The organism is Actinobacillus capsulatus DSM 19761, from assembly GCF_000374285.1.
Lineage (GTDB): Bacteria > Pseudomonadota > Gammaproteobacteria > Enterobacterales > Pasteurellaceae > Actinobacillus > Actinobacillus capsulatus.
In genome coordinates this window covers 18,999-37,199 of the sequence record NZ_KB893937.1, presented here as the reverse complement: position 1 = coordinate 37,199, position 18,201 = coordinate 18,999, and the positions used below count along the sequence as shown (strand labels likewise).

Genomic DNA, 18,201 nt, shown 5'->3' with positions numbered 1-18,201 from the left:
AAATAACTGGAGAATCATATGAAATTACTAAAAATTGCACTTACGTTAGGCTGTTTCTTTATCAGTTCTATTAGTTTGGCAAACCAAAGTTGTCAATCTCCGTATGTAAAAGCTTTGCCCAAATACGAATATATCTTAAATAAAGTAATGGAAGTCAATGGTCGCCAAGGAATTACCACTGACGGTAAATATCTCTATGTATCTGGTTCATCGTCGCTCACCAAATATGATTTAAACGGAAAGCTCATTATTGAAAATAAAAAGCCGTTTATCGGTTATCAAAAAGAAGCCAATCATATCGGTGATATTGATATTTATAACCATGAATTATATGTTTCCTCCGAATGGTTTATGGACGGTGTAGGTAAAAATATCCAAATTGCCATTCATGATCCGAATAGCTTAGCCTTTAAAAGAGCGGTAGATTTTTATCCGGAATCGGGGCAACTCGAGGTATCAGCAATTACGGTAGATACCGTCAATCGTAGTGTTTGGATGGCATCTTGGGTTGGAGAAGAAAGTGGTCGCTATTTATATGAATATGATCTTGATAGCGGCAAATATAAACGCAAAGTCCATTTACAGCCGGTTCCGCAATGGATTCAAGGTATCTTCGCCCATGAGGGAAACTTATATCTGACTGCAGATGACGGAACTGCCGATGAGAAAGAACACGATCACTTATATCGTGTAGAACTTTCTACTAAAAATAACGAAGCTCGAGTGGTGCTAGAGCGTACCCTTGATGATGTGAAAGATTATGGAGAAATCGAAGGACTCGTAATCAATCCAAAAAGCAAGCAATTGATTGTTCATGCTAATCGCGGCAAACAAATCGTATTAGGAATGCCGAAAGGTTTTTACCCGGGATATGATCGTGAAATTAGTGAAATATATTTTTATCAAATGACGCCTAGATGCCAATAATCATTTCTTTTCTACTCATTTCTTGCAAGGAAATAATCTCGGATTATTTCCTTTATTTTTTAACTTTAATCAAATTTTTTCTTGTTTTTCCAAATTTCACCCCCATAATGGGGAAATTAATCTTTTGATAGAACATAAGAAGAGAGCAAATTCATGGCACCAAGAAAAAAGAAAGCAATTGAGTTACCGCTACTTCCGTTACGTGACGTAGTGGTTTTTCCTTATATGGTTATGCCGTTATTTGTAGGGCGAGAAAAATCAATTCAAGCCTTACGTGCAGCAATGGATAGCAATAAACAATTATTCCTTGTAACTCAGCAAGACCCGAATAAAGAAGAGCCAACAACTGCTGATGTATATGATGTTGGTGTAATTGCTAATATTATCCAAATGTTAAACCTTCCTGATGGTACGGTGAAAGTGCTTGTTGAAGGTCAGCAACGTGCCAAAATTGAACATATTCACGATGATGAAAACGGCTTCTGGGCTGGTGTACAAGTCATCTCATCAGAATTTGATGAAGAAGATAATGAATTACAAGTAATCGCTAAAGCAACGCTTAATGAATTTGAAAATTACGTAAAAAATAATAAAAAGATTCCAGCTGAGATTTTACCGAAATTACAAAAAATCACGACTAAAGATCGTTTAGCTGATACAATTTCATCAAATCTCATTGCACCGGTTAAGAAAAAACAAGCGTTACTTGAAGAAGCAAATCTTATCGCTCGTTTTGAAGCGTTATTAGTTGCGATGGCGACGGAAATGGACTCTCTAGAAACAGAAAGCCGTATTCGCAATCGTGTTAAACAACAAATGGAAAAAAACCAACGTGATTACTACTTGAATGAACAAATTAAAGCGATTCAAAAAGAATTAGGCAACGGCGAAGATGTAGAACAGAGTGAATTAGATAAGCTTAAAGAGAAAATTGATGCGACTAAATTACCAGTAGAAGTAAAAGAAAAATTAGACGGTGAATTTAAAAAATTAAAAGCGATGCCGCAAAGTTCTTCTGAAGCAACAGTAGTACGTAGTTATATTGACTGGATTTTACAAATGCCGTGGCATAAAAAATCTGCGGTCAAAAAAGACTTAGCGAAAGCGCAAGCCATATTGGATAAAGATCATTACGGACTAGAAAAAGTTAAAGAACGCATTGTGGAATATCTTGCGGTACAAAGCCGCTTAAATAAACTCAAAGGTCCAATCCTTTGTTTAGTTGGTCCTCCGGGCGTAGGTAAAACCTCTCTTGGTCAATCTATCGCTAATGCAACAGGACGTAAATATGTCCGTATGGCACTAGGTGGCGTGCGTGATGAAGCGGAAATCCGTGGTCATCGCCGTACTTATATCGGTTCTATGCCGGGTTCATTAATGATGAAAATGGCAAAAGTCGGCGTGAAAAACCCGCTATTCTTGCTCGATGAAATCGACAAAATGGCGCAGGATATGCGTGGTGATCCGGCATCCGCATTACTTGAAGTGTTAGATCCGGAACAAAATAAAGCATTTAACGATCATTATTTAGAAGTTGATTACGATCTTTCTGATGTTATGTTTGTCGCAACATCAAACTCAATGAATATTCCACCGGCACTACTCGACCGTATGGAAGTGATTCGTCTTTCCGGTTATACCGAAGATGAAAAAATGCACATTGCGCGTGAACATTTAATTGCTAAGCAGCAAGAAAATAACGGCTTAAAAGCAGGTGAATTAACCATTGAAGATAATGCTATTTTAAGCATTATTCGTTACTACACTCGTGAAGCCGGTGTGCGTAGTCTTGAGCGTGAAATTGCAAAAATCTGTCGTAAAGCGGTTAAAACTTTAGTGCTAGACAAGAAAGTTAAATCACTGACTGTAACAGAAGAGAATATTGCGGATTACCTAGGCGTAAAACGTTTTGATTACGGCAAAATGGATAACCAAAACCGTGTAGGTGAAGTAACCGGTTTAGCGTGGACAGAAGTTGGCGGCGATTTATTAACGATCGAAACAGCATCAGTAAGCGGTAAAGGTAAATTCTCATTCACAGGCTCATTAGGCGACGTAATGAAAGAATCTATCCAAGCGGCGATGATGGTGGTTCGAGCAAGAGCTGCTCAATTAGGTATCGCAGATGACTTCCACGAGAAACGTGATATCCACGTACACGTGCCGGACGGTGCAACTCCGAAAGACGGCCCGAGTGCAGGTATCGCAATGTGTACCGCATTAATTTCAAGTCTAACCGGCAACCCTGTTCGTAAAGAGGTGGCGATGACCGGTGAAATTAGCTTACGTGGTAAAGTATTACCAATCGGTGGCTTAAAAGAGAAATTACTGGCTGCACACCGTGGTGGTATTACAACCGTGATTATTCCAAAAGATAATGAAAAAGATTTGGAAGAAATTCCGGAAAATGCAAAAGCGGCATTAACGATTCATGCGGTTGAAACAATTGATGAAGTGTTATCAATTGCACTAGAAAATCCGCCAATGGGGATTGAGATCATTCCGACAAAATCTCAAACGATTAAAGTGAAGAAATCTCGTTCAAAAGCGGCAATTCAATAAATTTACCGTTTAAAGTAAAAAACCTCGAACTTGTTATTCGAGGTTTTTCTTTTTTATAAATTAATCACGGTTTGTTCCGCTAATTCTCGTGCTAATTTATCAATATGTAACACATCAGCTATTTCTTTTACTTGAATCGGTGCAATATTTTCCACTACCGTTCTATTTACATTCACAATATCAATAAAACGAATACGTTCATTTAAGAAAGCCTCTACCGCCACTTCGTTTGCCGCATTCATTGCGGTTGTAGCATATTGTCCTTCCGCAAACGCATCAATCGCTAATTTCAAATTCGGATAGCGGGCAAAATCCGTTTCGATAAAAGTTAATTCTTTCAATTTAAAGAAATCTAACGGCGCCACACCGGCATTAATCCGCTTCGGATACGCCATTGTATGCGCAATCGGTGTACACATATCCGGGTTCCCCATTTGAGCGATAACCGAGCCGTCAATATAACGTACCATCGAATGAATAATGGATTGTGGATGAATAATAATTTCCATTTCCTCTGCCGAAGCATTAAATAACCAACGGGCTTCAATATATTCCAAGCCTTTATTCATCATGGTGGCACTATCGACCGAGATTTTCTTACCCATCGACCAATTCGGGTGTGCAACCGCTTGTGTCGGAGTAATAGTGGCAAACTCATCGAGCGGTTTTACACGGAACGGACCGCCTGAACCGGTCAAAATAATTTTACTCACGCCTAACTCCGCAAGCGGGCAAAAACCGACTTTTTGTTGCGCTTCCGGTGGTAGAGATTGGAAAATCGCATTGTGTTCGCTATCAACCGGTAATAACTGCGCGCCGGATTTTCTCGCCTCATCAATAAAAATTTGCCCGCAAGTGACTAACGATTCTTTATTTGCCAATAAGACTTTTTTACCTGCCTTAACCGCTGAAAGCGTTGGTAACAAACCTGCTGCCCCAACAATCGCCGCCATCACCATATCCACTTCGGGGTGAGCACTCAGTTCACAAATCGCTTTTTGACCGCTGAATACTTCGGTTTTTACATTCAATTGTTTAAGCTGTTCCGCTAATGCTTTTGCCGCTTGCTCATCATCTAATGCGGCAAATTTCGGTTGAAATAATAAGCATTGTGCTGCCATTAATTCAATATTTTTACCACCGACTAAACCGAATACCTCGTATTCCGTTTTGTTCTGTTCCACCACCGATAAAGTGCTTTTACCGATTGAACCGGTTGAACCTAAAATAACTAATTTCTTCATAGACATTCCTAATCACTAAAAACAAGCGGTCTATTTTGCAATTTTTTTTGCAAATTTGACCGCTTGCTACTTAATTTGATAAGCGTTTCGCTTCAATAACATCTTCAAGTTGTGCGATACGCGCTAATAATTTACCCAGCATTTCAACATTGCTCAGTTCAATTCCCATATCCATAATGGCTAGACTGCGTTTCGCATCAATACGGCTTGAGACACTCAATACGTTAACTTTCTCATTTGCCATTACCGCACTCACATCACGTAATAAACCGTTACGGTCATTTGCCGTAACCCGAATCGCTAAACTAAAGCCACTCGCATAATTCGTGCCCCATTGTGCACCAACTACACGCTCCGGATTTGCACTACGCAATTCAAACAATTGTTCACAGTCCGCACGGTGAATCGAAATTCCGCGTCCTTGCGTGATATAACCGACAATCTTATCGCCCGGAATCGGCTGACAGCAACGGGCAATGGTGTGCATTAAATTACCGACACCATCAATAATAATTTGTCCATTTTTGCCTTTGTGCTGATTCGCATTATTGGCATGCTTATTCACTTGCTTCAGTACCGCTTCGTCTTCTTGCTCTGCGGTCGGTTTGATTAACTTGCTTTGCAAATAATGGCTTAACTGATTCAGACGAATATCACCACCGCCAATCCCTGCATACAAATCATCAAATTGTTTCAGGTTATAGCGTGGCAACGCATATTGCTCGATTTGCTTGTAAGTAAAGCCGAAACGCGCCATTTCCGCTTCTAATGCTTCTTTGCCGATCGGAATATTTTTCTCTCGATCCAATTTCTTAAACCAAGCGATAATTTTTGCACGCGCTTTGGAAGTATTTACGAAGCCTAAATTCGGATTCAACCAATCTCGGCTAGGATTTGGATTTTTCTGGGTAATAATTTCAACCTGATCACCCATTTGTAATAAATAGGTAAACGGCACGATTCGTCCGGCAACTTTAGCACCGATACAACGATGTCCTACTTCACTATGAATCGCATATGCAAAATCAAGCGGCGTCGCATTTTTAGGTAAATCAATTACCTCGCCTCGCGGGGTAAACACATAAACACGATCATCAAATACTTGAGAACGCATTTCCGCAACCACATCGCCCGAATCCGCAATATCATTTTGCCACGCCAATAATTTACGTAACCAAACGATTTTCTCTTCATAACCGGAACGACCAGCCGTTGCACCTTCTTTATATTTCCAATGCGCCGCAACGCCTAGTTCAGCATCGTCATGCATTTTGCGCGTACGAATTTGCACCTCGATAGTTTTATCGCCCTCACCCAACACGACGGTATGAATCGATTGGTAACCATTCGGTTTCGGATGTGCGATATAGTCATCAAAATGCTCCGGCAAATGCTTATATTGCGTATGAATAATCCCCAAAGCGGTATAGCAATCTTGTAGATTCGGCACGATAACACGTACCGCTCTTACGTCAAACAGCTGTTCGAAACGCAGATTTTTCTTCTGCATTTTCTTCCAAATACTGTAAATATGTTTCGGACGACCGTAAACTTCAATATCACTAATCTGTTCTGCTAAAGAAGCGGTCAAATTCGCCACAAAATTTGCAATATAGCTTTCACGCTCTAGACGGCGCTCGCCCAATTGCAACGCAATCACACGATAACATTGCGGGTGTAAAGCACGGAAGCAATAATCTTCCAGCTCCCATTTAAGCTGTCCGATACCTAAACGATTGGCGAGCGGCGCATAAACGTGCGAACATTCTTTGGCGGCTAAAACCAAGTCTTCTTCCGTATGCAGATGTTTATCGCGCAAATAGGTAATTCGTTCGGCAAGTTTGATGACTACACAACGGAAATCATCCACCATCGCAAGTAACATACGGCGGATATTATCAATTTGTAAATCGGAAGCACTGTTGGCACTTAATTGGCGAATATTATCCATTTCGATCACGCCTTTAACCAAATTTTTTACTTGGTTACCAAAGTGTTCTTTTACCTGAACGAGATCGATAATATTGTGTTTAACGAGAGGAAATAATAATGCGGCGACAAGAGAGTCATCATCCATATTTAGACCGTGTAAGATTTCAACCATCTCAACACCATCCCACATTAAATGATATGTTTCGGTATCTAACTTCTCTTGGGCATAGCGCCAAGCAATTTGTAATTCTTCAAAGGTTATGGGCGACATTTGTAAAGCTGCACTCCAACTAGCTAACTCAAAAGTACTAGGGTTAAGCTCGTGTGAACGGCGAATCGCTACCATAAATCCTCCTTTTGTAAAATCTTACGGATATTTAACCGCTTGGCGGCTAGAAATTGTTTGGCATTATACTTGGATTTGCGAATTATTGTTAGTGGTTATCGATACCTTGTTGTTATCTATCCGCTACAAATTGTTCTCTTTTTCACTTAACTCACCATATCATAAAAAAGTATTTGGCTAATTTCTCAAAATTACCCCCCCACCTCTTTTGAGGTATATAAATTGTGATAAATCAAACCAATCTCTACAATTAATTGCAGCGTATTTGTCAATTGGTTAGAATGAAGTATGTTTTAAGCGGCATTTTGCCGTTTTTCTTTTGTGTGGGATTCAATGACAATTTTAGCTTTAGGTATTAACCATAAAACCGCATCTGTGAGTTTGCGAGGAAAAGTGGCGTTTAATGAAGTCAAACGTCAGTTGGCGTTTGAGCAAATTCAGCAGCGAGATTTAGCTGAAAGCATTGTTATCCTATCAACTTGTAACCGTACCGAACTCTATTTCCATCATTCGGAAATTACACCACAAGCAGAACATGAGGATAATCTCGCTTGGCGAGAGCAGTGTTTCGAATGGTTTGCCGAAATTCATCAACTTGATCACGCTGAATTACGTGAATGTATCTACTTCAAACAGAATTTTGAAGCTGCTCGTCACTTAATGCAGGTAGCTTGCGGATTGGATTCACTGATTTTAGGCGAACCACAAATTCTTGGCCAAGTAAAGCAAGCTTACCAAGACAGCGAGAATTTTTATCAATCACAAGGCTCTCAAGTTTCAACCAAACTTTCTCGTTTATTCCAGCGTACATTTTCAACCGCTAAACGTGTTCGTTCTGAAACGGAAATCGGCTCAAGCGCAGTTTCTGTCGCTTATGCTGCTTGTGGTTTAGCTCGCCAAATTTTTGATAATTTCAGCAAACTGCGTTTCCTATTAATCGGCGCAGGTGAAACGATCGAATTAGTGGCTCGTTACTTGATCCAACATAGCGCAAAAAATATTATGATTGCAAACCGTACCCATGTACGTGCGGAAATGTTAGCGGAACGGTTAGAAACGCCAATGCAAATTCTGTCACTCAGTGCGTTACAAATCGGTTTAAATCAGGCGGATGTAGTGATTAGCTCGACCGGCAGTCCGGATATGTTAATTAGCAAAGAAATGGTGGCGATTGCCCAAAAACAACGCCAATTTGATCCGATGCTGTTAATTGATATCGCTGTGCCTCGTGACATTGATGAGACAGCCGGAGAACTGGATGCGGTCTATTCCTATAGTGTTGACGATTTGCAAAACATTATTCAACGTAATCTAGCCCAACGCCAACAAGCAGCTGAACAAGCGGCTGAAATCGTAGAACAGGAATGTAAAGCGTTCTTCGAGTGGTTAAAACAGCAACAATCCAGCGACTTAATTAAACGCTATCGCCAAGATGCCGAACAAACTCGTCAAGAATTACTCAATAAAGCGATGCAAGCAATTGCCGCAGGGCAAGACGCTGAGAAAATCTTAAATGAATTGAGTTATAAACTGACTAACAGCTTATTACACGTGCCAACCCAAGCCCTCCAAGCAATGGCGAAGAGCGGTAATTCCAAAGGCTTACAATGTTTCTCTAAAGCCCTAAAATTAGAAGAACAGTAACAGCTCAGAAATTCAAACAAACAAGCGGTCGATTTTCGGTAAAATTTTGCAGAAAATCGACCGCTTGTTTTCGAGCCTTTTTCCGTTCTCAATGCTTTTAGTATATAATGTGATGATTTTGCGACTCGCAAAGACAGAATTTTTAGAAGGACAGAATAAGAATGACTCCAGTTGTTGCCCTTGTCGGCAGACCGAATGTGGGTAAATCCACTTTATTTAACCGCTTAACCCGTACGCGTGATGCGTTGGTAGCGGACTTTCCGGGGCTTACTCGTGACCGTAAATACGGTCATGCGAATATCGCCGGTTATGATTTTATCGTAGTTGATACCGGTGGTATTGACGGTACGGAAGAAGGCGTAGAAGAAAAAATGGCGGAACAATCGCTACTTGCGATTGAAGAAGCGGATGTTGTACTTTTCTTAGTTGATGCACGCGCTGGCTTACTGCCTGCGGATATCGGTATCGCTCAATATTTACGTCAGCGTGAAAAAACGACCGTGGTGGTAGCAAACAAAACGGACGGTATTGATGCGGATTCACATTGTGCAGAATTTTATCAATTAGGCTTAGGTGAAGTTGAACAGATCGCAGCGGCACAAGGCCGTGGTGTAACACAACTTATCGAACAAGTGTTAGCGCCACTTGGCGAGCAATTAAATGCGGATCAAGCGGTCGAAAACGATGAAGATTCTGCAAATGAAGAAGCGGATGAATGGGATACCGATTTCGACTTTGATAACGAAGAAGACACCGCATTACTTGATGAAGCATTAGCAGACGAAAGCGAATCAATTGAAGATAAAAACATCAAGATCGCTATCGTCGGTCGTCCGAATGTGGGAAAATCGACTTTAACCAACCGTATTCTCGGTGAAGAACGTGTGGTGGTTTACGATATGCCGGGTACGACTCGTGATTCAATCTATATTCCGATGGAGCGTGACGGTCAGCAATATACGATTATTGATACCGCCGGCGTACGTAAACGTGGTAAGGTTAATTTAGCGGTGGAAAAATTCTCCGTAATTAAAACCCTACAAGCGATTCAAGATGCGAACGTGGTATTACTTACCATTGATGCCCGTGAAGGCATTTCTGATCAAGATTTATCTCTACTCGGCTTTATTCTGAATGCAGGTCGTTCACTTGTGATCGTCGTTAATAAATGGGATGGCTTATCGCAAGATATTAAAGATCAAGTGAAGTCCGAATTAGACCGCCGTTTAGACTTTATTGATTTCGCTCGTGTGCATTTTATTTCCGCATTACACGGCTCTGGCGTAGGTAACTTATTTGATTCCGTGAAAGAAGCCTATGCGTGTGCAACACAAAAAACTTCGACTTCGATGTTAACGCGTATTTTACGTATGGCTACGGATGAGCATCAGCCGCCGTTAGTAAATGGTCGCCGTGTGAAATTAAAATACGCTCACCCAGGTGGTTATAATCCGCCGATTATCGTGATTCACGGTAACCAAGTCGAAAAATTAGCGGATTCTTATAAACGTTATTTAAGTAATTACTTCCGTAAGAGCTTGAAAATTATCGGTTCGCCGATCCGTATTCAGTTCCAAGAAGGTAATAACCCATTTGCGGGTAAAAAAAATAAACTCACGCCAAGCCAATTACGTAAACGTAAACGCTTGATGAAGTTTATTAAGAAAAGTAAGAAATAATTAGACAATCTCACCCAGCCTTATGTTAGCGCCCGTCTTTGGCGGGTGCTATGAGTGAACAAGGTTTAAGGCGCTCGTCACAGACGAGCGTCATCATTTAATTGAGAAATTAACTATGATGATGCAATACTCTCCAAAATTTAATAATGCTAAAGTGCTTGTACTTGGCGATGTGATGTTAGACCGTTACTGGTTTGGTGCGACAAACCGTATTTCTCCGGAAGCACCTGTGCCGGTGGTAAAAGTACAAGATATCGAAGAACGTGCCGGTGGCGCGGCGAATGTGGCAATGAACATTGCCAGCCTTGGTGTACCGGTTGCCCTTCACGGTTTAATCGGGCAAGATGATGCCGGCCGTGCTTTAGATAAATTACTCAATTCACATAATATCCAAAACCACTGCGTTGCATTGGATTCACACCCAACCATCACCAAATTACGTATCCTTTCACGTCATCAACAGCTTTTACGTTTAGATTTCGAAGAAGGCTTTCATCATGTCGCAAGCGATTCTCTACTTGCAAAACTCAAGCAAGAAATTACCGCTTATGGCGCATTAATCTTATCGGATTACGGCAAAGGTACGCTTGAATCGGTACAACAAATGATTCAAGAGGCACGCAAAGCCGGCGTGCCGACACTGATTGACCCGAAAGGTACCGATTTTGAACGTTATCGTGGTGCAACGCTCTTAACGCCGAATATGTCTGAATTTGAAGCGGTAGTCGGTCACTGCAAAGATGACGCTGAAATCGTGGAGAAAGGCTTAAAACTTATCGCTGATTTCGAATTAACTGCGTTATTAGTGACACGTTCGGAAAAAGGTATGACGTTACTACGTCCGAATCAAACACCGTTCCACTTACCGACCCAAGCAAAAGAAGTTTATGACGTAACCGGTGCCGGCGACACGGTGATCAGTGTGCTTGCCACTGCGATTGCTGACGGTCGCCCTTACGAAGAAGCCTGTTATTTAGCGAATGCAGCAGCTGGGGTCGTTGTGGGTAAATTAGGTACTTCAACCGTCACCCCGACCGAGTTAGAAAATGCCATTCATCATCGTGAAGAAACCGGTTTCGGCATTTTAGCGGAAGACGAATTAAAACGTGCGGTAGAACATGCAAAACAACGTGGTGAGAAAATTGTAATGACCAACGGCTGTTTTGATATTCTGCACCCGGGTCACGTTTCTTATTTAGAAAATGCACGTAAATTAGGTGATCGTTTAATCGTAGCAGTAAATACCGATGAATCGGTAAAACGCTTAAAAGGTGAATCTCGCCCGATTAACGATTTAAGCGCTCGTATGGCGGTACTTGCCGGTTTAGCTTCTGTGGATTGGGTAGTACCTTTTGCGGAAGATACGCCTCAACGTCTTATCGGTGAAATCTTACCTAACTTATTAGTCAAAGGCGGTGATTATAAACCTGAAGAGATTGCCGGCAGTCAAGAAGTTTGGGCAAATGGCGGTGAAGTCAAAGTATTAAATTTTGAGAACGGTTGTTCAACAACAAACGTGATCAAGAAAATTCAGGCATCAAAATAAGTGTTCTTACTCTATAATGGAAAAAATTATTATTGATGCCGAGCAGTTTCAGCGTACGATTTCGCGTATTTCTCACCAAATTATCGAAAAGCATGCTTCATTGGATAATTTAGTTTTAGTCGGAATCAAACGTCGTGGCGCTGAAATTGCTGAAATGTTACAAAAAAGGATATCGGAACTCTCGCAAGTAGAATTGCCGCTAATGGCATTAGATATCACGTTCTATCGAGATGATTTAAATTTTATTCATCAAGATCCAATTTATACCGGAGCGGAAGATCAGGTTAATATTGAAGGCAAAAATGTGATTCTGATTGATGATGTACTCTTTACCGGACGGACAATTCGAGCAGCATTAGATGCCTTATTAGATTTCGGGCGGGCAACTCGTATAGAACTCGTTATTCTAGTGGATAGAGGACATCGAGAATTACCGATTCGAGCTGACTATGTTGGGAAAAATATCCCGACCGCTCGTAATGAACAAGTTCAAGTAAGGACTCAACATTATGACGGCGTAAATCAAGTCGCTCTAATTCGAGCAAATAACGAATAAAACAACGTTCCGTATGAACCTTTTTTCTGAATTTTGCTCTAACAGGCTTTAGGGCTTATCTTTAACTTTAAGGGAATTAACAAATGAAATTAATCTCTGCAAAATCATTATTACTGACATTGGTTGCAGCAGTCGGCATTTCACAATCTACAATGGCATGGGAAGAGCGTGTTGTCGCAACTGTGGATGGTGTACCGGTAATGGAAAGCGAAGTGCAACGTTTACTTGGCAAAAATGCTACGGAAGCACAGCACAAGGCCGCTGTTGAACAGGCTATTGATGATGTTCTTATTCAAAAAGCTGTCAAAGAAGCCGGTGTCAAAGTCAATTATGCTCATGTAGATCAAGCGATCGAGCAAATTGCAGCTCGTAATGGTATTACCTACGGTCAATTACTGGATGCGTTAGACTATCAAGGCATTACATTAAATCAATACCGTCAACAAATTGCCCAACAAATGGCAATGGAACAAGTGCGTAATATTAGCATTGGAAAATCAATCCAAGTTCAGCCACAAGACGTTCAAGCACGTGCGCAAGAATTATTAGCACAAGATAAAGCAAGCGGTAAATTAAAAACTGTGACCGGCAATCAATACCGTATTAGCCACATTTTGTTAAAAACAACACCTGTTCTGAACGATGCGCAGGCGAAAGCAAAATTAGTGCAGATTACCGCAGACATTAATGCCGGTAAAACAACTTTCGAACAAGCGGCGAAATTAAACTCTGTTGATTATGTTTCTGCAGCAGACGGTGGCGATTTAGGGTATAATTTCTTAGATATTTACGATCCTGCCTTTGCTAAAGCGGCAAGCACTGCAAAACAAGATCAAATTACTGCACCGTTCAAATCTCAGTTTGGTTGGCATATTCTTAAAGTAACCGGCAGCCAGCAAGGTGACCGCACTGAAGATGCATATCAACAGCGTGCTTATGAACAATTAGTTGATAAGCAAGCGCAAGAAGCCTCAAGAGACTGGGTAAAAGCGTTAAGAAAAACAGCTAACGTTCAATACGTTAAATAATTTTTGAGAACCTCGCGACTGCGAGGTTCTTTCCTTATTTCTAAAGAGTAAAAATGAGTTCTCCAAATTCTAAAAAACACTTAGGTCATACCGCTCGTAAGCGTTTCGGTCAAAACTTCCTACACGATATGAATGTTATCCATAATATCGTGTCTGCCATCAACCCTAAAAACGGTCAATTTTTACTTGAGATTGGTCCGGGTTTAGGTGCATTAACCGAGCCGGTAGCCGAACAAGTGGATAAACTCACTGTGGTTGAGCTAGACCGAGATCTTGCCGAGCGTTTACGTCATCATCCGTTCTTAAATCACAAATTAACGATTATCGAACAAGATGCGTTACGTTTTAATTTCCGTGAATATTTTGAAAGCCTTGAATTAAAAGAAGGCGAAGGTGTTCGAGTATTCGGTAATTTGCCGTATAACATTTCAACACCGTTGATGTTTCATTTATTCAAATTCCACGATTTGATTCAAGATATGCACTTTATGTTGCAAAAAGAAGTGGTAAAACGTTTATGTGCGGCACCAAATAGTAAAGCGTATGGTCGTTTAACCATTATGGCGCAATATTATTGTCAAGTAATGCCGGTATTGGAAGTACCGCCAACCGCATTTAAACCGGCACCAAAAGTAGATTCTGCCGTGGTGCGTTTAATGCCACATAAAGTATTACCACATCCGGTGAAAGATGTGCATTGGTTAAACCGTATCACTACACAAGCATTCAACCAACGCCGTAAAACGTTGCGTAATGCGCTCTCAACCTTATTTAGTCCTGAGCAATTAGAAGCACTTAATATCGACTTAAATGCACGTGCGGAAAATTTAAGTATTGCGGACTATGCTCGGTTAGCTAACTGGTTATATGACAATCCTTCGGTAGTGGATAATCAAGAAGAGAGCGTTGACGAAGATATTTAGCCTTAAGCAAGCGGTTAAATTTGTAAAACATTTTGCAAATCAGACCGCTTATTAAAAGATAAAGAACTTTGTAGATATAAAAAACCTAAGAGACTCTCTCTTAGGTTTTTTCGTTTTCAACAAAAATTATTTTGTACCAAAAATCTTATCGCCAGCATCGCCTAATCCCGGAATAATATAGCCGTGTTCATTTAAATGGCTATCGATTGAAGCGGTAAATAACTCAATATCAGGATGTGCCGCTTCTAATGCTTTGATCCCTTCCGGAGCCGCTACAAGCACAAGCACTTTAATTTGCTTACAACCCGCTTTTTTCAATAAATCAATGGTTGCAATCATTGAACCACCGGTCGCTAACATTGGATCCACAATAATCGCTAAGCGCTCTTCTACATCATTCGCTAACTTGGTGAAATACGGTACCGGCTCTAACGTTTCTTCATTACGGTAGATACCAACTACACTGATACGAGCACTTGGAATATGTTCCAAAACACCGTCCATCATACCTAGGCCTGCACGCAAAATAGGTACCACTGTTACTTTTTTACCTTTAATACGTTCAACTTCGACCTTACCACACCAACCGTCAATTTCTACTAATTCTGTTTCAAGATCCGTTGTCGCTTCGTATGTTAATAAACTACCCACTTCTGTCGCTAATGCTCGGAAATCTTTGGTATTAATATCCGCTGCTCGCATTAAGCCTAATTTATGTTTTACTAATGGATGTTTAACTTCTATAATTCTCATTTGTGGCTCCTAAGCATTTAAATGCTAACTTTATGCTATAAGCAGAGTTTTATCCTCTGCTTATCCTAAATCTATTTATACGCTTTGTGCTTTTGCTAATTCTTCATCTCGCAATACACGACGCAAAATCTTACCGACATTGCTCTTCGGTAATTCATCACGGAACTCTATTTCACGAGGAATTTTATAGCCGGTGAGATACTGACGGCAATAGCTACGTAATTCTTCTCGCGTTAAGCTCTCATCTTTTTTAGTTACAAAGATTTTAATTGCTTCGCCTGATGCTTTACTTGGTACGCCAATTGCAACCACTTCATTTACTTTCGGGTTATGTGCAACAACATCTTCAATTTCATTCGGATATACATTGAAACCGGAAACAATGATCATATCTTTTTTACGGTCAACAATACGTAAATTCAGATCTTCGCCCATTACCACAATATCACCAGTTGCCATCCAACCATCTTTTAAAACGTCTGCCGTATCTTCCGGACGCAGCCAATAGCCTTTCATTACCTGAGGGCCTTTTACCCAAAGTTCTCCTCGTTCACCCATTGGTACATCATGTTCCTCATCATCGACAATACGAATATCGGTATTTGGCACTGGAATCCCAATGGAACCGGTATGCTCGGTGGAGTCTGAACGAGTTGCCGCAATCAATGGTGAACATTCAGTCATGCCATAGCCTTCAATAATATGGCTACCAGTTAATTCGTGCCAACGTTTTGCAACTGCAGATTGAATTGCTGCGCCGCCACCTACACTCAATTTTAAATTTGAGAAATCAACTTCTTTGAAGTTTTCATTGTTTAATAAGGCATTAAATAGTGTATTAACACCAGTTAATGCAACAAAACGGTATTTTTTCAGCTCTTTAATGAACCCCGGAATATCTCTAGGGTTTGTAATAAGTAATCCCGTTACTCCCAGCTCAATAAAGAGCAAGCAATTCACAGAAAGTGCAAAAACATGATAGAGAGGCAAAGGAATCACTGCAATACGCTCACGAGCATTCTTAAGCAATGGTTCTGCAACCCATTTTGCCTGCAGGACGTTTGCAATCACACTACTATGAGTCAACATTGCGCCTTTTGCAATACCTGTTGTACCACCGGTATATTGAAGAAACGCAAGATCATCTTTATAAACCATCGGTTTTACATATTGACGTTGTTTACCGATACTTAATGCTTCGCGGAAACTTACTGCGTGCGGTAACTTATATTTAGGTACTAACTTTTTCACGTATTTTACGACAAAGTTTACCAATGTACGTTTACCAAAAGAAAGCTGATCTCCCATACGAGTTAAAATTACATGCTTAACACTTGTATCAAATACAACTTTTTCTAAGGTTGCGGCAAAATTTGATACAATAACAATTGCCTTCGCACCACTATCATTTAACTGATGCTCAAGTTCTCTCGGGGTATAAAGCGGATTAACATTAACCACGACTAAACCGGCTCGTAATGCACCAAATAATGCAATTGGATATTGCAACAAATTCGGCATCATTAATGCGATTCGCTCGCCTTTTTCCAAACGTAGTTCATTTTGCAAATAAGCAGCAAAAGCACGGCTACGCTCTTCCAACTTACGGAATGTTAATACTTTATCCATATTGATATACGCCGGCATATCCGGATGCTTACATACGGCTAACTCAAACATTTCAAGTAACGATTCATATTGATTAACATCAATGGTTTGTGCTGCGCCTTCTGGGTAGTTTTTTAGCCAAATCTTATCCATATCGTCTCCACTAAATCCGTCCTAGAAATACAGGTGTAAATTCATTTTCCTGTATCTTACTTATCATTTTTTTTATTCCGATAAATGCCCCGCTAGTGCAAATACACATAGCTAAAACAACCCATAATTCATTTGTAAAAAGCTGAGAAAATCCGACCGCTGATAAAATCAGTACGAACAACGGTACTACATAAATCCAAAAAATGCTACGTAATAGTGTCTGTTTTGCAAGGCCGATTCGAATTTGCTCACCGATCACTAACGGCTCGCTGACTTTTAATTCAAATTGCGGTGTAAATTTTTCGCCAGCTAAAGCAGATAAGGATTCTGTTCCGCAACTTTCTTTTGCCACACAACCACCGCACGCACTTTTAGCGCTACATTGTACGGTTGCTAAGCCATTCCGATAACTAATCACTGTCGCAATTTCAACCATCATTATTTTGTTCTCCCGCATTATGTACTCACTAACCGCCTTAATTTGAAGAATAAAAAGATAACATTTCGTTTGATTCTCATCGGCTAGAGGACGGAGGTCTGAATAGGTAATAAAAAAGCGGTAAGATTGTAGCAAATTTTTGCAAAAAATTCGCTACAATCTTACCGCTTAAATTATTAGGCTAATAATTTAACCTGCTCAATAATAAAATGGAAATGATAAGTTCTCAAACTTAATTTGTCTTTTGCATTTCACTATTTTCAGCTGGATCTACCGAAGAAGTTTGTGCTTTCTCTTTTTGATCTTCCGGCTTTGAACGATACTGTAATTTGTTAGAGTGCAATAATGAATTAATTTTATTCTGTTGCTGCTCTAACTGAGCTACTGTAGGCGCATCTTTTTCAGGTGCATTATAACTAACCGGCTGAACCGAATCGCTAAATGGTTGAGTCTGTAGAACCGGTTGATCCGCTTGCGCAATATCATTATCCGTTCCCATCATATTCACACCCAACACTGCAACTAAGCATACAGATGCTGCAATACCTATCTGCATAAGAGGCGTTCCCCAACGTTTTAGTTTGAGTAACATACCTTTTGGCTGAGGCTGTTCGCTAGCTACCATTAATGATAAAGATTCCATCTCTTCATTTTCAAGCAATGCTTCCATTTTTGCAGAGAAATCATCACCTAGAATGATTTCATCACCATGCATAACACTGCTAATTGCATGGTAGCTAGCCCATTTTTGCTTTAGTTCTGGATCTTTACATAATTCATTGATGAATTCTTCATCAACACTATGTCCATCCATAAAAGCCGAAAGGTTTTCTCTTTGTTGCATAATAAACTCCGATTGAA

At 40.4% G+C, this 18,201-nt stretch carries 14 protein-coding genes; 8 read left to right on the top strand and 6 right to left on the bottom strand.

The annotated features are described in order from the left end of the window. Positions 1-18: 18 nt before the first annotated feature. Both C228_RS0106320 and lon read left to right on the top strand, forming a co-directional pair. Entirely contained in the window at positions 19-927 is a 909-nt protein-coding gene (locus tag C228_RS0106320; RefSeq protein WP_018651828.1) for a hypothetical protein, read from the top strand. A gap of 153 nt (positions 928-1,080) precedes the next feature. Then, the gene (lon, locus tag C228_RS0106315; RefSeq protein WP_018651827.1) at positions 1,081-3,489 is read left to right on the top strand and encodes an endopeptidase La; all 2,409 of its coding nucleotides are present in this window, start codon (positions 1,081-1,083) and stop codon (positions 3,487-3,489) included. Between the two features lie 53 nt (positions 3,490-3,542). On the opposite strand, the gene ispC is transcribed toward lon, so the two are convergent. Further along, positions 3,543-4,733, bottom strand: a complete 1,191-nt coding sequence (ispC, locus tag C228_RS0106310) for a 1-deoxy-D-xylulose-5-phosphate reductoisomerase (protein ID WP_018651826.1) — start codon at positions 4,731-4,733, stop codon at positions 3,543-3,545. Positions 4,734-4,803: 70 nt separating this feature from the next. Continuing rightward, positions 4,804-7,011, bottom strand: coding sequence for a GTP diphosphokinase (gene relA, locus C228_RS0106305; RefSeq protein ID WP_018651825.1), 2,208 nt, complete (start codon positions 7,009-7,011; stop codon positions 4,804-4,806). 333 nt (positions 7,012-7,344) lie between these two features. Here relA and hemA point away from each other — a divergent pair, with 333 nt between their 5' ends. From hemA to rsmA, 6 genes are all read left to right on the top strand, one after another. Next, positions 7,345-8,655 carry a glutamyl-tRNA reductase gene (hemA, locus tag C228_RS0106300; protein WP_018651824.1) on the top strand — a complete coding sequence of 437 codons (1,311 nt, stop codon included), beginning with the start codon at positions 7,345-7,347 and terminating at the stop codon, positions 8,653-8,655. 161 nt (positions 8,656-8,816) lie between these two features. Further along, the gene (der, locus tag C228_RS0106295) at positions 8,817-10,334 is read left to right on the top strand and encodes a ribosome biogenesis GTPase Der (RefSeq protein ID WP_018651823.1); all 1,518 of its coding nucleotides are present in this window, start codon (positions 8,817-8,819) and stop codon (positions 10,332-10,334) included. A 115-nt stretch (positions 10,335-10,449) separates the two neighbouring features. After that, positions 10,450-11,880 carry a bifunctional D-glycero-beta-D-manno-heptose-7-phosphate kinase/D-glycero-beta-D-manno-heptose 1-phosphate adenylyltransferase HldE gene (gene hldE, locus C228_RS0106290; RefSeq protein WP_018651822.1) on the top strand — a complete coding sequence of 477 codons (1,431 nt, stop codon included), beginning with the start codon at positions 10,450-10,452 and terminating at the stop codon, positions 11,878-11,880. Positions 11,881-11,896: 16 nt separating this feature from the next. Next, positions 11,897-12,436, top strand: coding sequence for a bifunctional pyr operon transcriptional regulator/uracil phosphoribosyltransferase PyrR (pyrR, locus tag C228_RS0106285; protein ID WP_018651821.1), 540 nt, complete (start codon positions 11,897-11,899; stop codon positions 12,434-12,436). 83 nt (positions 12,437-12,519) lie between these two features. Next, complete coding sequence (locus C228_RS0106280; protein WP_018651820.1) at positions 12,520-13,464, top strand: peptidylprolyl isomerase; 945 nt, start codon at positions 12,520-12,522, stop codon at positions 13,462-13,464. Between the two features lie 53 nt (positions 13,465-13,517). After that, complete coding sequence (rsmA, locus tag C228_RS0106275; RefSeq protein ID WP_018651819.1) at positions 13,518-14,387, top strand: 16S rRNA (adenine(1518)-N(6)/adenine(1519)-N(6))-dimethyltransferase RsmA; 870 nt, start codon at positions 13,518-13,520, stop codon at positions 14,385-14,387. A gap of 126 nt (positions 14,388-14,513) precedes the next feature. Here the strand turns inward: rsmA and upp are convergent, their stop codons facing one another. The 4 genes from upp to C228_RS0106255 all read right to left on the bottom strand — a co-directional run bounded on the left by upp (position 14,514) and on the right by C228_RS0106255 (position 18,184). Then, positions 14,514-15,140, bottom strand: a complete 627-nt coding sequence (gene upp / locus C228_RS0106270) for a uracil phosphoribosyltransferase (RefSeq protein WP_018651818.1) — start codon at positions 15,138-15,140, stop codon at positions 14,514-14,516. Positions 15,141-15,215: 75 nt separating this feature from the next. Continuing rightward, positions 15,216-16,901 carry a long-chain-fatty-acid--CoA ligase FadD gene (gene fadD, locus C228_RS0106265; protein WP_018651817.1) on the bottom strand — a complete coding sequence of 562 codons (1,686 nt, stop codon included), beginning with the start codon at positions 16,899-16,901 and terminating at the stop codon, positions 15,216-15,218. 10 nt (positions 16,902-16,911) lie between these two features. Further along, positions 16,912-17,340 (bottom strand): SoxR reducing system RseC family protein, encoded by a 429-nt coding sequence (locus C228_RS0106260; protein ID WP_018651816.1) that lies wholly within the window; start codon positions 17,338-17,340, stop codon positions 16,912-16,914. Positions 17,341-17,572: 232 nt separating this feature from the next. Then, a complete protein-coding gene (locus C228_RS0106255) occupies positions 17,573-18,184 on the bottom strand; it encodes a sigma-E factor negative regulatory protein (RefSeq protein WP_026313221.1) in 612 nt (203 codons plus the stop codon). Positions 18,185-18,201: the final 17 nt, after the last annotated feature.

Excerpts from the sequence above, each read along its gene's own strand:
- C228_RS0106320 (WP_018651828.1), top strand. The coding sequence starts at position 19 with ATGAAATTACTAAAAATTGCACTTACGTTAGGCTGTTTCTTTATCAGT.
- lon (WP_018651827.1), top strand. The coding sequence starts at position 1,081 with ATGGCACCAAGAAAAAAGAAAGCAATTGAGTTACCGCTACTTCCGTTA.
- ispC (WP_018651826.1), bottom strand. The coding sequence starts at position 4,733 with ATGAAGAAATTAGTTATTTTAGGTTCAACCGGTTCAATCGGTAAAAGC.
- relA (WP_018651825.1), bottom strand. The coding sequence starts at position 7,011 with ATGGTAGCGATTCGCCGTTCACACGAGCTTAACCCTAGTACTTTTGAG.
- hemA (WP_018651824.1), top strand. The coding sequence starts at position 7,345 with ATGACAATTTTAGCTTTAGGTATTAACCATAAAACCGCATCTGTGAGT.
- der (WP_018651823.1), top strand. The coding sequence starts at position 8,817 with ATGACTCCAGTTGTTGCCCTTGTCGGCAGACCGAATGTGGGTAAATCC.
- hldE (WP_018651822.1), top strand. The coding sequence starts at position 10,450 with ATGATGATGCAATACTCTCCAAAATTTAATAATGCTAAAGTGCTTGTA.
- pyrR (WP_018651821.1), top strand. The coding sequence starts at position 11,897 with ATGGAAAAAATTATTATTGATGCCGAGCAGTTTCAGCGTACGATTTCG.
- C228_RS0106280 (WP_018651820.1), top strand. The coding sequence starts at position 12,520 with ATGAAATTAATCTCTGCAAAATCATTATTACTGACATTGGTTGCAGCA.
- rsmA (WP_018651819.1), top strand. The coding sequence starts at position 13,518 with ATGAGTTCTCCAAATTCTAAAAAACACTTAGGTCATACCGCTCGTAAG.
- upp (WP_018651818.1), bottom strand. The coding sequence starts at position 15,140 with ATGAGAATTATAGAAGTTAAACATCCATTAGTAAAACATAAATTAGGC.
- fadD (WP_018651817.1), bottom strand. The coding sequence starts at position 16,901 with ATGGATAAGATTTGGCTAAAAAACTACCCAGAAGGCGCAGCACAAACC.
- C228_RS0106260 (WP_018651816.1), bottom strand. The coding sequence starts at position 17,340 with ATGATGGTTGAAATTGCGACAGTGATTAGTTATCGGAATGGCTTAGCA.
- C228_RS0106255 (WP_026313221.1), bottom strand. The coding sequence starts at position 18,184 with ATGCAACAAAGAGAAAACCTTTCGGCTTTTATGGATGGACATAGTGTT.